This is a genomic window from Rhizobium sp. BK316 (genome assembly GCF_014193695.1).
Taxonomy (GTDB): Bacteria; Pseudomonadota; Alphaproteobacteria; order Rhizobiales; family Rhizobiaceae; genus Rhizobium.
This window is the reverse complement of sequence record NZ_JACHZR010000001.1, coordinates 411,194-426,601: the sequence shown is the minus strand read 5'-3', so window position 1 is coordinate 426,601 and position 15,408 is coordinate 411,194. Positions and strand designations below refer to the sequence as shown.

At 60.5% G+C, this 15,408-nt stretch carries 14 protein-coding genes; 12 read left to right on the top strand and 2 right to left on the bottom strand.

All coding sequences use genetic code 11. From position 1 onward, the window contains the following. Position 1: 1 nt before the first annotated feature. The 4 genes from FHT87_RS01860 (at position 2) to FHT87_RS01845 (ending at position 5,894) form a co-directional block, all read left to right on the top strand. Positions 2-1,621, top strand: coding sequence for an ABC transporter substrate-binding protein (locus tag FHT87_RS01860; RefSeq protein WP_183733234.1), 1,620 nt, complete (start codon positions 2-4; stop codon positions 1,619-1,621). 64 nt (positions 1,622-1,685) lie between these two features. Then, entirely contained in the window at positions 1,686-2,630 is a 945-nt protein-coding gene (locus FHT87_RS01855; protein ID WP_183733237.1) for an acetamidase/formamidase family protein, read from the top strand. Beyond that, positions 2,627-4,303, top strand: a complete 1,677-nt coding sequence (locus FHT87_RS01850; RefSeq protein ID WP_183733240.1) for an ABC transporter ATP-binding protein — start codon at positions 2,627-2,629, stop codon at positions 4,301-4,303. The genes FHT87_RS01855 and FHT87_RS01850 overlap by 4 nt, the downstream gene beginning before the upstream one ends. Positions 4,304-4,817: 514 nt before the next feature. Beyond that, positions 4,818-5,894: a porin gene (locus FHT87_RS01845; protein ID WP_183733243.1), complete on the top strand. Its 1,077-nt coding sequence runs from the start codon at positions 4,818-4,820 to the stop codon at positions 5,892-5,894. Between the two features lie 395 nt (positions 5,895-6,289). On the opposite strand, the gene FHT87_RS01840 is transcribed toward FHT87_RS01845, so the two are convergent. Continuing rightward, positions 6,290-6,664: a DoxX family protein gene (locus tag FHT87_RS01840; RefSeq protein ID WP_183733246.1), complete on the bottom strand. Its 375-nt coding sequence runs from the start codon at positions 6,662-6,664 to the stop codon at positions 6,290-6,292. A gap of 172 nt (positions 6,665-6,836) precedes the next feature. Beyond that, positions 6,837-7,460: a GntR family transcriptional regulator gene (locus FHT87_RS01835; protein WP_246698168.1), complete on the bottom strand. Its 624-nt coding sequence runs from the start codon at positions 7,458-7,460 to the stop codon at positions 6,837-6,839. Positions 7,461-7,850: 390 nt separating this feature from the next. On the opposite strand from FHT87_RS01835, the gene FHT87_RS01830 reads away from it, so the two are divergent. Genes FHT87_RS01830 through FHT87_RS01795 form a run of 8 tightly spaced genes read left to right on the top strand, consistent with a single transcriptional unit; the run spans position 7,851 to position 15,380 of the window. Next, positions 7,851-8,978, top strand: a complete 1,128-nt coding sequence (locus FHT87_RS01830) for a BMP family ABC transporter substrate-binding protein (RefSeq protein ID WP_183733262.1) — start codon at positions 7,851-7,853, stop codon at positions 8,976-8,978. Between the two features lie 19 nt (positions 8,979-8,997). Then, the gene (locus tag FHT87_RS01825; protein WP_183733265.1) at positions 8,998-10,128 is read left to right on the top strand and encodes an ABC transporter permease; all 1,131 of its coding nucleotides are present in this window, start codon (positions 8,998-9,000) and stop codon (positions 10,126-10,128) included. Then, positions 10,128-11,054, top strand: coding sequence for an ABC transporter permease (locus FHT87_RS01820; protein WP_183733268.1), 927 nt, complete (start codon positions 10,128-10,130; stop codon positions 11,052-11,054). Before FHT87_RS01825 ends, FHT87_RS01820 begins: the two co-directional genes overlap by 1 nt. A 34-nt stretch (positions 11,055-11,088) precedes the next feature. Further along, positions 11,089-12,105, top strand: a complete 1,017-nt coding sequence (locus FHT87_RS01815) for a formamidase (protein ID WP_183799023.1) — start codon at positions 11,089-11,091, stop codon at positions 12,103-12,105. A 12-nt stretch (positions 12,106-12,117) separates the two neighbouring features. Next, positions 12,118-12,819 carry an isochorismatase family cysteine hydrolase gene (locus FHT87_RS01810; protein ID WP_183733274.1) on the top strand — a complete coding sequence of 234 codons (702 nt, stop codon included), beginning with the start codon at positions 12,118-12,120 and terminating at the stop codon, positions 12,817-12,819. Next, positions 12,816-14,366, top strand: coding sequence for an ABC transporter ATP-binding protein (locus tag FHT87_RS01805; RefSeq protein ID WP_183733277.1), 1,551 nt, complete (start codon positions 12,816-12,818; stop codon positions 14,364-14,366). Before FHT87_RS01810 ends, FHT87_RS01805 begins: the two co-directional genes overlap by 4 nt. Continuing rightward, the gene (locus tag FHT87_RS01800; RefSeq protein WP_183733280.1) at positions 14,366-15,034 is read left to right on the top strand and encodes a cysteine hydrolase; all 669 of its coding nucleotides are present in this window, start codon (positions 14,366-14,368) and stop codon (positions 15,032-15,034) included. The genes FHT87_RS01805 and FHT87_RS01800 overlap by 1 nt, the downstream gene beginning before the upstream one ends. Further along, positions 15,027-15,380: a cupin domain-containing protein gene (locus tag FHT87_RS01795; RefSeq protein WP_183733283.1), complete on the top strand. Its 354-nt coding sequence runs from the start codon at positions 15,027-15,029 to the stop codon at positions 15,378-15,380. Before FHT87_RS01800 ends, FHT87_RS01795 begins: the two co-directional genes overlap by 8 nt. Positions 15,381-15,408 lie beyond the last annotated feature (28 nt).

Genomic DNA, 15,408 nt, shown 5'->3' with positions numbered 1-15,408 from the left:
AATGTTCAAACGCTGGCTTCGACACACAACCATGGCAACGATGGTGGCGCTCGCGCCGCTCGCCGCCACGGCACAGGAAACGCCCAAGCAGGGCGGCGATATTGTCGTTACCTATAAAGACGACATCACCACGCTCGACCCGGCCATCGGCTATGACTGGGTCAACTGGTCGATGATCAAGAGCCTCTATTCCCGCCTGATGGACTACGAGCCGGGTACGCCGAACCTCGTTCCCTCGCTTGCCGAGAGCTTTACCGTTTCGCCTGACGGCCTCACCTATACGTTCAAGCTGCGCAAGGGCGTGAAGTTTTCGAACGGTCGCGAAGTTGTCGCTTCGGACGTGAAATATTCGATCGAACGGGCCGTCAATCCGAAGACCCAGGGACCGGGTGCAGGCTTCTTCGGCGCTATCAAGGGCTTCGATGATGAGACAGGCGGCAAGGCCGAGACACTCTCGGGCATCGAAACGCCCGATGACGGCACGGTGATCTTCCACCTGTCGCGTCCGGACGCAACCTTTCTACATGTTCTCGCCATCAACTTCGCATCGGTCGTGCCGAAGGAAGCCGTCGATGCCGCCGGCGGCGATTTCGGCAAAAAGCCTGTTGGCTCCGGCACTTTTATCTTGAAAGACTGGACGATCGGCCAGCAGCTCGTTTTCGAGCGCAACAAGGATTACTTCGTCAAGGACATGCCGCATATCGACAGCTTCAAGGTCGAAGTGGGCCAGGAGCCGCTGGTCGCGCTGCTGCGCCTGCAGAAGGGTGAAGTCGATATCGCTGGCGACGGCATCCCGCCAGCGAAATTCCTGGAAATCAAGAACTCTGCCGACGGCCCGCAGATGATCGTCGACGGCGAACAGCTTCACACCGGCTACATCACTCTGAACACCAAGGTGAAGCCTTTCGACAATGTGAAGGTGCGCCAGGCCGTCAATATGGCCATCAATAAGGAACGCATCACCCGCATCCTGAACGGCCGCGCCACACCTGCCAACCAGCCGCTGCCGCCGCTGATGCCGGGCTACGACAAGTCCTTCACCGGCTATGCCTATGATGTTGCCAAGGCCAAGGCATTGCTCGCGGAAGCAGGCTTCCCGGATGGCTTCGAAACGGTGCTCTACTCGACCAACACTGATCCGCAGCCGCGTATCGCCCAGGCGATCCAGCAGGATCTCGCCGCCATCGGCGTCAAGGCCGAAATTCGTGCTCTCGCACAGGCCAATGTCATCTCGGCCGGCGGCACAGAAGGCGAGGCGCCGATGATCTGGTCGGGCGGCATGGCCTGGATTGCCGACTTCCCGGATCCGTCGAACTTCTACGGCCCGATCCTTGGTTGCGCCGGCGCGGTTCAGGGCGGTTGGAACTGGTCCTGGTACTGCAACGCCGATCTCGACAAGCGTGCTGTAGCGGCCGACTCCATGTCCGATCCGGCAAAGTCCGCAGAACGCACCGCTGCCTGGGGCAAGGTCTTCACCGATATCATGGCCGATGCGCCGTGGGTTCCCGTCATCAATGAACGTCGCGTCGTTGCCAAGTCGCTGCGAATGGGCGGTGCTGACAATATCTATATCGATCCGACGCGCGTCATCAATTACGACGCGATCTATGTGAAGCAATAAACCTTAAGGAAACAATGCCTTCCCGGCCGCCGGGAAGGCATCATAAAATCGAGGGAGACACCTTATGTGCATTGCCTGCACCCACACCATTCACCGCGCCCAGCATAATTTCGGCTGGAACAAGGATTTCGCACCCGCCGTCGTCGCCAAACCCGGCGAGACCATTCATTTCGAATGCCTGGATTCCTCCGGTGGCCAGCTCGGCGGCGATGCAACGCTGGATACGCTGAACAATCTGGATTTCGACAAGATCAATCCGGTTTCCGGCCCGATCTATGTGGAGGGGGCGCAGCCCGGTGATGCGCTGAAAGTGACGCTGCGCAAATTCATTCCCTCGGGCACCGGCTGGACGGCCAATATTCCGGGTTTCGGCCTGCTCGCCGACCAGTTCAAGGATCCGGCGCTGCATGTCTGGTCCTATGACGCCAACAGCATGACACCAGCCCTCTACGGCCCCGGCGGCCGTGTGCCGCTGAAGCCCTTTGCCGGCACCATCGGCGTTGCCCCTGCCGAGCCCGGCACGCATTCCGTCGTGCCGCCGCGCCGCGTCGGCGGCAACATGGATATCCGTGACCTGACCGCCGGCGTCACTCTTTATCTACCGATCGAGGTTGAGGGCGCGCTTTTTTCCATCGGCGACACACACGCCGCTCAGGGTGACGGCGAGGTCTGCGGTACGGCGATCGAAAGCCAGATGAATGTCGAGGCAACGATCGAGCTCGTCAAGGATGCACGCCTGCAGACGCCTCGCTTTACGACGACAGAACCTGTCACCCGCCATCTCGACGGCGCCGGCTACGAAGTCACCACCGGCATCGGCCCGGATTTGATGACAAGCGCGCGTGAAAGCGTGATGCGTATGATCGATCTTCTGACGGCGGAGCACGGGATGAGCGCAGTGGACGCCTATCTGCTCTGCTCGGTCTGCGGCGATCTGCGCATCAGCGAAATCGTCGACATGCCGAACTGGGTCGTTTCCTTCTACTTCCCGAGGATCGTATTCGCGTGATCGAAGCCATGCCCGCCGCGCCTATCCTCAGCGTTCGCAATCTCAACGTCGATGCGCGAACGCCTGATGGACGCAAACCGGTTCTCAAAGATATCAGCTTCGATCTCGCCGGCGGCGAAACACTCTGCCTGGCCGGAGAATCCGGCTCGGGCAAGTCGGTGACGTCGCTGTCGATCATGGGATTGCTGCCGAAGACCTCGCTCCAGGTTTCCTCCGGCAACATCGTGCTCGGCGAGCGCGATCTGCTGAAACTTTCCGACCGGGCCATGCGCAGCGTGCGCGGCGGCGATATCGCCATGGTCTTCCAGGAACCGATGACGTCGCTCAACCCTGTCATGTCGATCGGCGCGCAGTTGACGGAAGCGATCCGCGAACATCAGGGCAGCGAGAATGCCGAGGCGACCGCGCTGCGGATGCTCGATGCCGTTCAGATCACTGATCCGGCCCGGCGGCTGAAGCAATATCCACATGAGCTCTCGGGCGGCATGCGTCAGCGCGTGATGATCGCTATGGCGCTGTCCTGCCGTCCCAAGGTGCTGATCGCCGATGAGCCGACGACGGCGCTCGACGTGACGGTGCAGGCGCAGATCCTCAAACTCATGCGCGAGCTAAAGTCGGAATTCGGCACCTCGATTATCCTGATCACCCATGACATGGGCGTCGTCGCCGAGATGGCCGACCGCGTCATCATCATGCAGAATGGCGGCATCGTCGAGCAAGGCCTGGCAATCGCTATTTTCCGCGCACCGCGCCAGACCTATACGCAGCAACTGCTCTCGGCCGTGCCGCGCCTTGGTGCTTTTGCCGGCACGGATAGTCCGCCGCGCATCACGTCACGCAACGTCGAAACCCTGCATCCTGACCACACCCCGGTCCTGAATGTGCGTGGCCTCAACGTCACCTATGGCAGTGCGGCAAGCCTTCTCTTCAAGGGCAAGGCGCCGGCTGCGGCCGTTAGCGACGTCTCCTTCGATATCCTGCCGGGCGAAACGCTTGGCCTCGTCGGCGAAAGCGGATCGGGAAAATCGACGACCGGCAAGGCTGTACTCGGCCTCATCCCCTTCACGGGCGATGTGATCATCGACGGCCGCAATATTGCAGGCCTCAGCCATCGCGCAATGCAGCCGATACGCCGCACTGCGCAGATGATCTTTCAGGACCCCTATGCCTCGCTCGACCCGCGCATGGCGGTCGGGACCGCAATCGCCGAACCATTGGTCATTCATGGCATCGCCAGTAAATCCGAGCGGCGCGACAGGGTCGCGGAACTCCTGCGCCGCGTCGGCCTGACGGCGGATGCCGCCACGCGCTATCCGCATGAATTCTCCGGTGGCCAGCGCCAGCGCATCTGCATTGCCCGCGCCCTTGCGCTCGAGCCGAAGCTGATCGTCGCCGACGAAAGCGTTGCCGCACTCGACGTGTCCGTCCGCGCCCGCGTGCTCGACCTCATGCTGGAACTGCAGGAAAGCATGGGGCTCTCCTACCTCTTCGTCTCGCATGACATGGCAGTCGTCGAACGCATGTCCCATAAGGTTGCCGTCATGCGCAGCGGCAGGATCGTCGAAACCGGCACCCGCCGCCAAATCTTCGAAAATCCGGCAGAGGATTACACGAAGGCCCTGATGGCTGCCGTTCCGATCCCCGATCCGGAAGCGCGGCGAGCGCAGGTTTGAGTTTCCTAGACGCGAAACAGAAGCGCCTCCTTTGGAGTCGGGTATGTTTTGGCGAGGCTTGCCTCGGCGGCCGCGAATCATCGCTCAGAATCGAATTGCGGCAGGGTCGAATGGCGGCGCCGCCTGCCAGCTAATGCCTATTTTCCAGCCGCATTTTCTCACGGCAGCCCGTGCAGATGGGCAAATACAGGCTCGCAGCAGCAGGATATTCGATAGATTCAGCATTCAGGCGACAACCACCTGTAACCCATTCGCGCTCGGCCAATCCGGGTAAGTCGTACTAAAATAGCGATATTTCGCCACTCTACTTTACCTCTCGTTAATACCCGCCCAAGGAGTGTTGTACTTCTGTCACACACATGGCGGTTTAGTTAGAATTCTCTGTAAAATGAGAGCATTCAATGTTGAGCCCTCCCGTCTTTCGGTTATTTTAGGCCTTACCGAATTGATCGGGCTTTAATTGGAGGGGACGTTCTTTCGTGGAACGCACTCGAACTTAGGAGATTGGCTTTCCATGAACATTCGTATGATGTTGCTTGGTTCCGCAGCGGCCCTCATCGCTGCACCGGCATTCGCAGCAGACGCAATCGTTGCTGCCGAGCCGGAACCGGTTGAATACGTTCGCGTCTGCGACGCTTACGGCACCGGCTACTTCTACATCCCGGGCACGGAAACCTGCCTGAAGATCGAAGGCTACATCCGTTTCCAGGTTAACGTCGGCCCGAACGCCGGCGGCACCCCCGCCACCAACGACTCCAGCTGGGATGCTGTAACCCGCGGTCAGGTTCAGTTCACGGCCAAGAGCGACACCGAATACGGCCCGCTCACCGGCGTGATCGTTTTCCAGGCCAACGCCGACAACGCAACGGACCAGGACACGATCCTCGACTCCGCTTACCTCGACGTCGCGGGCTTCCGCGCTGGTCTCTTCTACTCCTGGTGGGACGATGGTCTCTCCGGCGAAACGGACGACATCGGTTCCGTCGTAACGCTGCATAACTCGATCCGTTATCAGTACGAAACCGGTACCTTCTACGCTGGCCTCAGCGTCGACGAACTGGAAGACGGCGTCTACCAGGGCACCTTTGCTACCGCCGCCGATGGCACCACCGTCTTCACTCCGGACGATGGTCCGAACAACGTCGGCGTTGCCTTCGGCATCGGCGGTACGGCCGGCGCCTTCAGCTACCAGGTCACCGGCGGCTGGGACTTCGACAACGAAGACGGCGCAATCCGCGCTATGGGTACGGCTGAACTCGGCCCGGGCACGCTCGGCCTCGCTGTTGTCTACTCCAGCGGCCCGAACTCCTACTACTCGTCGGCTGAATGGGCAGTTGCTGGCGAATACGCCATCAAGGCAACGGACAAGCTGAAGATCACCCCCGGCGTTCAGTACTACGGCAACTACTTCGGCGGCGGCACGGATGTTCCGGAGAACTTCGACGGTCTCGGCGATGCCTGGAAGGCCGGTTTGACGGTTGACTACCAGATCGTCGAAAACTTCTACGCCAAGGCTTCCGTCCAGTGGCTGGATCCGGAAGATGGCGACGACACCACGACGGGTTACTTCCGTCTGCAGCGTGCGTTCTAATCTGAATATTGAAGACCCCGGGATCGCATCTCGGGGTTTTTCATCACGAGCTTCTGGTTTGGTGACCTCCAATTCAGAAGAAAGAGGTCGGTCCGGTTCCCTGCCGGATCGGCCTCACCCATCGATACAGAGCTCCACTCCTGTAGATGGTTTTGGCTCGCCCTCACACGAGGGCGAGCTTTTTACTTGATGGGACTGGATTGTCCGACGGACGGAGGCTCTGTCGGCGGCTGAGAGTCTGAAGAACCCAGCCGCCGATTTCCTGCGGGAAAAAATGCAGCCGGTAAGCATAGCTATCGTCGTGGTCACAGATTGCGAACGCGCGCGCCTGTTCTTGAACAAGGACAGGGCGATTGCCCGCCGCTTTCATACTCCGGGACGAGATCCCTACGCGCTCAAACCATATTCAGCGGCATCAACTGGCGCAGTCTCGGATCGCGCAGATACAGGCCACCCCAAGCGGCAATGCCGAGAAGAAGGCTGACGATCTGTGGAGGCGTAAAAAACTCGCCCAGGCGGAAGTGCGTGCAGATCGCGCCGCCGAGAAAACCGGTTATCAGTATTGCACCAAGGAAGGCTGTTTTCGGAACGGCATAGAGGATCGCGCAGATCGCGATGATAATACCGAGCGCCGAGGCCAGATTGACGGGGAAACCGGTCGCTTCCATTTCCGCCCTTATGAAATCGGGTGCAAAAAGATTAGTGGCCGCATCAGCGAGAAGCAGAACGACGACCGCCGCTGACAGAACTCGTCCAATCCAGATCGACACTATACTGCCTCTTCAATTGCTGGTCACAATTCGGCTTATGGCGTAGTCCGGATGCTGTCAATTCCGCAGTATCCTCATAACCGGGGATTTGATCATCTGCGTCTGATGATCTGCAGTTCCGGACGTTGCGGCTGAGGATTGCCACTTTGCACAGCCATGCCGGCCGTGGCAGCTATTTTTCTCTCGCGGACGCAAAGACGACGCTGGCATCGCTGACGATTTCCACATGCGAATAGGCCGCCTTTGCAGCGGCTGCGCCATCTGCTCGCATGATCGCGGTCACGATCATGTCGTGCTCGTCATAGGATTTCGCGAGCCGACCCGGCAGCCGGAACTGCGCACGACGGAACGGCGCAAGCCTGGCCCGGCTCTGGGTTACCAGTTCATAGATATGCTCGTTATGCGCACCGCGATAGAGCCGCGTGTGGAACTCGGTATTGTGGACGGCGTAGTCCTCTTTCGCACCCTGATGCACAAGGCGAGCGGAAGCACGGTGTTCCATTTCCAGCATGCGCCGCTCGTCAACCGTCATCCGTTCGGCGGCAAGCCGCGCGCAGACCCCTTCAAGTTCCGCCATAGCCTCGAACATCGAGTGCAGATAGGACTCGGTCACGGTGGTGACGACAGCGCTGCGGTTGGGTTCCCGGTCGACAAGCCCCATCGCTCCAAGCTCACGAAGTGCCTCGCGTACCGGTGTACGCGACACCTCGAAACGGGCAGCAAGCGAGATTTCGTCAAGCTTGTCACCCGGCAGCATCTGCCCGGTCACGATCATGTCGGCAATTGCCCGCACCATCTGCTCGACGGTCGTTCCTGCCCGGATGATCTCTCTGCGCCTGACCTGCCTCAAGGTACGATCCTGCCTATTACCTGCTGCATACACATGCATCGCCTACGAATCAAAGTCAAATATTAGCAATAATATATTGTTTTAAATAAGAGAATCTACCATTCAGCAACTGGCTCTACAGAGGCATGTATGTCGTGATGTCAAAATCGGATTAATTTATAGACGATGCACAGATTTTGATCTTATTGAGCTTAAAAATGCATACACTTTTTACATATCTTCAAGCATCCTTAAATATTTACAGGAAAATCAATCAGATAAAACTTGGCACGGTCATTGCATACACTTTTCTGTAACCAATTGAGCCGGCGAAACCGCCGCAAGGGGAGCATTCCGATGACCAAACTCCTTTCCATGAACCGCCGCCATTTCCTCCAGGCTTCTGCTGCCACCGCTTTTGTCGGCGCTACTCCGGGCCTCCTCTCATCGCGCGCGCTTGGGCAGACCGCGCTCACCGTCGGTTTCATCTATGTCGGCCCCAAGGACGACTACGGCTACAACCAGTCGCATGCCGAAGGTGCGGCTGCCGTGAAGGCACTGCCGGGTGTCACCGTCGTCGAAGAAGAGAATGTCCCCGAGACTGTCGACGTCCAGAAAACGATGGAATCGATGATCAACCTCGATGGCGCGACCCTGCTCTTTCCCACCTCCTTCGGCTATTTCGACCCGCATATGCTGGCGATAGCCGCGAAGTACCCCGATATCCAGTTTCGCCATTGCGGCGGCCTCTGGCAGGAGGGCAAGAACCCGCCCAATACCGGCTCCTATTTCGGTTATATCTTCCAGGGCCAGTATCTGAACGGCATAGCCGCCGGCCATGCAACGAAGAGCAAGAAGATCGGCTTTGTCGCCGCCAAGCCGATCCCGCAGGTTCTGCAGAACATCAACGCTTTCCTGCTCGGCGCCCGCACGGTCGATCCTGGTATCACCTGCCAAGTCATCTTCACCGGTGAATGGTCGCTTGCCGTCAAGGAGGCCGAAGCCACCAACGCGCTGATCGATCAGGGCGCCGATGTCATCACCTGCCACGTCGACAGCCCCAAAGTCGTCGTCGAGACGGCCGCCGGCCGCGGTGCTTTCGTCTGCGGCTATCACGCCAACCAGAGCCCGCTTGCCCCCGAAAAATATCTCACCGGCGCCGAATGGGCCTGGGGCAACGTCTACAGCGATTTCGTCAAGAAGGCGCAGGCCGGCGAGAAGCTCGGCAATTTCGTGCGCGGCGGGCTGAAGGACGGCTTCGTGAAGATGAGCGCGCTCGGCCCCGGTGTTTCCGCCGAAGGCCGCAAGGCTTTCGAAGCCACGCAGGCGGAGATGATGAAGGGCGGCTTCTCGGTCTTCAAGGGTCCGCTGAAGGACAACAAGGGCAACACGGTCGTAACCGCCGACAAGAACTACGCCGAAGACGCGATCGAGCTCGAAAGCATGAATTATCTGGTTGAGGGCGTCGTCGGGTCCACGGCGTAACCGCGAAGGGAGAAGCGCCATGACTGTTCAGGCCAATGATCCCGCAATATCAGTTATTTCAGAAAAACCGGCTTCGCTCCGTCCCATCCTCGAATGGATCGCGCGGCGGGCGGAACCCATCGTCATCGGCCTTGCGGCCATCCTGATCGGTCTTGCGCTCTTCTCTCTTTTCATCCTGGCGATCGGCAAATCGCCAGCAGTACTTTTCCAGCTCATGTACACCGGCGGCTTCGGCAGCTGGTTTTCGATGCAGAACTGCTTAAGTCGTGCCGCACCCCTTCTCCTGACGGCACTCTGCGTCGCCCTGCCCGCCCGCCTCGGCCTCGTCATCATCGGCGGGGAAGGAGCGGTCGTGCTGGGCGGCGTTGCCGCCGCGGCGATGGCCATGCCGCTTGCCGGCTTCGCCCCTGTCTTCCCGACCCTCATTCTCATGGGGCTTGCCGCTATGGTCATCGGTGGCATCTGGATCGGCCTTGCCGGTTTCCTACGCCACTACCGCGGTGTCAACGAGACGATCTCGTCGCTGCTGCTTTCCTATATCGCCATCGCCCTGATGAACCAGTTCGTCGAAGGGCCGCTGCGTGATCCGGCAAGCCTCAACAAGCCTTCGACCAGGCCGCTGCAACCAGAATACATGCTCGGCAATATCCCCGGCATGGACGTGCATTGGGGCCTCCTCATCGGCACCGTCGCCTGCATCGCCTCCTGGATCCTGATCGAAGTGACAAGCTACGGTTTTGCTGCCCGCATCGCCGGTGGCAATGTGCGCGCCGCCCAGATTCAGGGCCTGCCGGTCGGCAGGCTCATTGTCGGATTCACGGCGATTGCCGGCAGTTTTGCAGGGCTTGCGGGCATGATCGAGGTTGCCGCCGTCCAGGGCAGCGCCAATGCCTCGCTGGCCGCAGGATACGGCTATACCGGCATCCTCGTCGCTTTCCTCGCCCGCCACAATCCGCTGGCGATCATCCCGGTCGCAATCCTGCTTGGCGGGATCGATGCCTCGGGCGGCCTCATCCAGCGCCGCATGGGCCTGCCCGATGCCACCGTGCTGGTGCTGCAGGGAACGCTCTTCATCGTCATCCTCTTCTGCGAGACCTTCTACGGCCGCTTCAGGATCTTCAATCCCGACCTCTGGAAAAGGAGCCTCTGATGGAAGAGACAGGCATCGGCATCTGGGGCGTCCCCCTCGCCATCCTCGCGGGCGCCATTCGCGTTTCCACACCCTTCATCTTCGTTAGCCTCGGCGAGACGATCACCGAACGTTCCGGCCGCATCAATCTCGGGCTCGAGGGCACACTCGTCTTCGGTGCCATGACGGCCTACGCCGTTGCCGTCATGGCCAATTCGCCCTGGCTCGGCGTGCTGGCGGCCATGGCGACAGGCGCGGTCTTCGGCCTTGTCCATGGCTGGATCTGCAAATGGCCGAAGGTCAACGATATCGCGATCGGCATCGCCATGATGCAGTTCGGCCTCGGCCTTGCCTTCTTCCTCGGCAAGTCCTTCATCCAGCCTGCCGCTCCGCATCTGCCGGCAATCCCGCTGGGTTTCTGGTCTAGCATGCCGCAGATCCAGGCAGCGCTGAATATCAACGTGCTCTTCATCCTCGGTGCTGCTCTCGCCTTCATCCTCTGGTGGGCCTTTCGCAACACCCGTGTCGGCCTGATCCTGCGGGTCGTCGGCGACAGTACCGATGCCGCGCGCGCCATGGGCATCGATCCGGATCGCGTGCGGCTGCTTGCCACCGCCGTCGGCGGCTCGCTGGCGGCGATCGGCGGCGCCTATCTCTCGCTCTATTATCCCGGCTCCTGGAACGAGGGCATTTCCTCCGGCCAGGGCCTGATGGCTGTAGCACTCGTCATCTTCGCCCGCTGGAACCCGATCGGCTGCTTTCTTGCCGCTCTTCTCTTCGGGGGCGCCGGCGCACTCGGCCCGGCGCTGCAATCGGTCGGCGTGACCCAGGGTTATTACCTCTTCTACGCCGCCCCTTACGTGCTGACCCTGGTCATCATGATCGCGACCTCGTCGCCGACACGCTCGCTCGCCGGTGCGCCCGGCGCGCTCTCCCTGACGAAATGAGCCCGAACGAAATGAGCATGAAAGGAGCCAAACCATGAATGGCCTCGGCGGATTGAATAAATCGGAACATGGCGTCGGCATCGGTCTCGTGCAGCTGCAGCTTCCCGTCACCGTCACGAGGGAAGACCTCGCCCGCCAGACGCAGGCGATCGTCGATCTCGTCGGCAAGGCGCGGCGCAATCAGCCGGGCATGGACCTCGTCGTTTTCCCGGAATATGCCCTGCATGGCCTGTCGATGGACATCAATCCCGAGATCATGTGCACGCTCGACGGACCGGAGGTCGCAGCATTCAAGAAGGCGTGCAGGGAGAACGCGATCTGGGGCTGCTTCTCGATCATGGAGTTGAACCCCGATGGTATGCCCTACAACTCGGGTGTCATCATCGACGACAAGGGCGAGCTGAAGCTCTATTACCGCAAGATGCACCCTTGGGTGCCGGTAGAGCCCTGGGAACCAGGCAATTTCGGCATTCCCGTCATCGACGGGCCGAAGGGCGCAAAGCTGGCGCTCATCATCTGCCATGACGGCATGTTCCCGGAGATGGCGCGCGAATGCGCCTATAAGGGTGCGGAGATCATGATCCGCACCGCAGGTTATACGGCGCCAATCCGTGAGAGCTGGAAATTCACCAACCAGTCGAACGCCTTCTGCAACCTCATGGTCACGGCGAGCGTCTGCATGTGCGGCTCGGACGGCACCTTCGACTCGATGGGCGAAGGCATGATCTGCAATTTCGACGGCTCGATCATCGCTCACGGAACATCGGGCCGCGTCAATGAGATTATCACCGCCGAAGTCCGCCCCGATCTCGTGCGCGAAGCCCGCCTCGGCTGGGGTGTCGAAAACAACATCTACCAGTTCGGCCACCGCGGCTATGTCGCCGTGGCCGGCGGCGCTGATGATGCGCCCTACACCTATATGCACGACCTCATCGCCGGCAAATACCGCCTCCCCTGGGAGGATCAGGTGAAGGTCACGGACGGTACGTCCTGTGGCTTCGACACGCCGACGCGCCGCTACGGCGAAACATTCAAACTCGCGGGTGAATAGGAGAAGAAGACGATGGACGCCATGGTCGAGAGCAAAGGACATTATATTGACGCCGATCCCTATGCCTGGCCCTATAACGGCGCCCTGCGGCCGGACAATACCGCCCTCATCATCATCGACATGCAGACGGATTTCTGCGGCAAAGGCGGGTATGTCGACCACATGGGCTACGACCTGTCACTGGTCCAGGCACCCATCGAGCCGATCAAGAAGGTGCTGGCCGCCATGCGCACCAAGGGCTACCCCATCATTCACACCCGCGAGGGCCATCGTCCCGATCTCGCCGACCTGCCAGCCAATAAGCGCTGGCGCTCGCAGCGCGTTGGCGCTGGTATCGGCGATCCCGGGCCTTGTGGGCGCATCCTGACCCGCGGCGAACCCGGCTGGGACATCATTCCCGAACTCTACCCGATCGAGGGTGAGACGATCATCGACAAACCCGGCAAGGGCTCCTTCTGTGCCACCGATCTGGAATTGATCCTCAACCAGAAGCGTATCGAGAACATCATCCTCACCGGTATCACCACCGATGTCTGCGTTTCCACCACCATGCGCGAGGCGAACGACCGCGGCTTCGAGTGCCTGCTCTTGGAGGACTGCTGCGGCGCGACCGATTATGGTAACCACCTCGCAGCCATCAAGATGGTGAAGATGCAGGGCGGCGTCTTCGGCTCCGTTTCCAACTCCGAAACGCTTGTGAGCCAGCTGCCATGAGCACCGTCCGCGACACTCCCCTCCCGCAAGCCGGCAAAGCCGTCGGCATCGACACGATCGACATGACGATGCGCTTCGGCAGCTTCACCGCGCTCGACCACGTCTCGATCAAGGTGCCTTCGGGCAGCTTTCATGCTCTGCTCGGCGAAAACGGCGCTGGCAAATCGACACTCGTCAAATGTATCATGGGCTTCTACCACGCGACATCGGGCTCGCTTTCCGTCGACGGCCGCGAAGTGGCGGTCGCTTCACCCAAGGATGCAGCGACCTATGGCCTCGGCATGGTTTACCAGCACTTCACGCTGGTCCCGTCGCTGACGGGTGCTGAAAACCTCGTCATCAGCCGTGCGGAAGTCCCGGCGATCATCAACTGGGCGAAAGAGCGGAAAGACCTTGCGACCTTCATGGAGCGCATGCCGTTCAAGATCCCGCTTGATCGTCCGGTGAGCGAGCTTGCCGCCGGCGAAAAGCAGAAACTGGAGATCGTCAAGCAGCTCTATCTCGGTCGTTCCTTCCTGGTGCTCGACGAGCCGACCTCGGTGCTGACGCCCGCCGAAGCCGATGAAATGCTCGGCCTCGTGCGTGGCATGACCGAGCGCGGCGAGTTGACCGTGCTGATGATCTCCCACAAATTCCACGAGGTGACGAAATTCGCCGATGCCGTGTCGATCCTGCGGCGCGGCAAGCTGGTCGGCACCGGCAAGGTCGGCGAGCTCTCCACCGCCGATATGGCGGCAATGATGATAGGCGACGTCAAGCTCGCTGAACTCGACACCCGCGTTCCGGTTTCCGAGAGCGCCAAGCCGGTCCTGACCGTCGAGCAAGTCAAAGCACCGGACCGCTCAGGCCTCAAGACCATCGAGATCGACAATCTCACGGTCCGCTCGGGCGAGATCGTCGGCATCGCCGGCATATCGGGCAACGGCCAGAAGGAGCTGACGGAAATCCTTGCAGGACAGCGGCCGACGGATACCGGTCGTGTTAGCGTCAACGGCGAGATCTATGGCGCGACACGTCCGGAGACCCGCAAGAACAATGTCCGCTTCATCCCTGAAGAGCCGCTGCAGAATGCCTGCGCCCCGCGCATGACAGTCAGCGAGAACCTCGCCTTCCGGACCTTCGATCTGAAGGCCGACGGCAAGGACGCGATCTGGCTGAACAAGGGCAAGATGAAGAAACGCGCCATAGCGCTGATTTCCGACTTCAAGGTGAAGACAGCCTCCTCCTCATCGCCGATCGCAGCTCTTTCGGGCGGCAATGTGCAGCGCGCCGTTCTGGCCCGCGAGCTGACCGGCGAAGTGGATCTGCTGATCGTTTCGAATCCCTGTTTCGGCCTCGACTTCTCGGCCGTCGCCGAAATCCGCGCCCGCATCATGAGGGCGCGTAATTCCGGTACGGCCGTGCTGCTGCTCTCTGAAGACCTCGACGAGCTGCTCGAAATGTCGGACCGCATCATGGTGATTTCCGAGGGCAGGCTGGTCTACGAGACCCCGGCCCTTTCCGCCGATATCAGCGTCATCGGCGCCCACATGGCGGGACACCACTGATGGCGGAGATCAAGGCAGAACCCTTCGCCTTTCCGGTGAAGCACGACCGGCTCGCCCTCATCATCATCGACATGCAGCGCGACTTCGCCGAGCCTGGCGGCTTCGGCGCCAGCCTCGGCAATGATGTCAGTCGCATCACCAGGATCGTGCCCGATGTCAAACGCCTCATCCAGGGCTTCCGCAATGCCGGCCTGCCGGTCATCCATACGATGGAATGTCATAGGCCCGACCTCTCGGACCTGCCGTCGGCAAAACGCGATCGCGGCAACCCGACGCTCCGGATCGGCGATGAAGGCCCCATGGGCCGGATCCTGATCTCGGGCGAACCCGGCACGGCGATCCTGCCGGAGCTTGCGCCGGTCAAGGGCGAAGTGGTCATCGAAAAGCCAGGCAAGGGCGCTTTCTATGCCACCGATCTCGGCGAAGTGCTGCAGCACAAAGGTATCAAGCAGCTTGTCTTCGCCGGTGTGACGACCGAAGTCTGCGTGCAGACGACCATGCGGGAGGCGAATGACCGCGGCTATGAATGCCTGCTCGCCGAGGAGGCGACAGAGAGTTATTTCCCCGAATTCAAGGCGGCCGCCATCGCCATGATCCGTGCCCAGGGCGCGATCGTCGGCTGGACGGCCCGTGTCGACGATATCCTGGAAAGCATCGCTCATGCCTGAAACGACCCGCGAATTGCTGACATCCGGCGGCTGGAAGGATCTGGAATTCGGCCCCTTCCGCGACGAGGTCACCATCCATTGGATCCGCCGCTTCGAAGGCGATCAGCCAGGCGTCGCACTGCTGAAATACGAGGCCGGCGCCAGCGTTCCCCGCCATCGCCATGAGGGGCTGGAAACGATCCTTGTGCTTGACGGCGTCCAATCCGATGAAGCGGGCGATTACGGCCGCGGCAGTTACATCGTCAATGCACCGGGTACCGAACATTCGGTATGGAGCGATACGGGCTGTGTCGTGCTCATCCAGTGGGACCGGCCGGTAAAAATACTGGAAGAGGAACCGGCGTGAACTCGACGGCATCAGCGGCGCCCCAAGG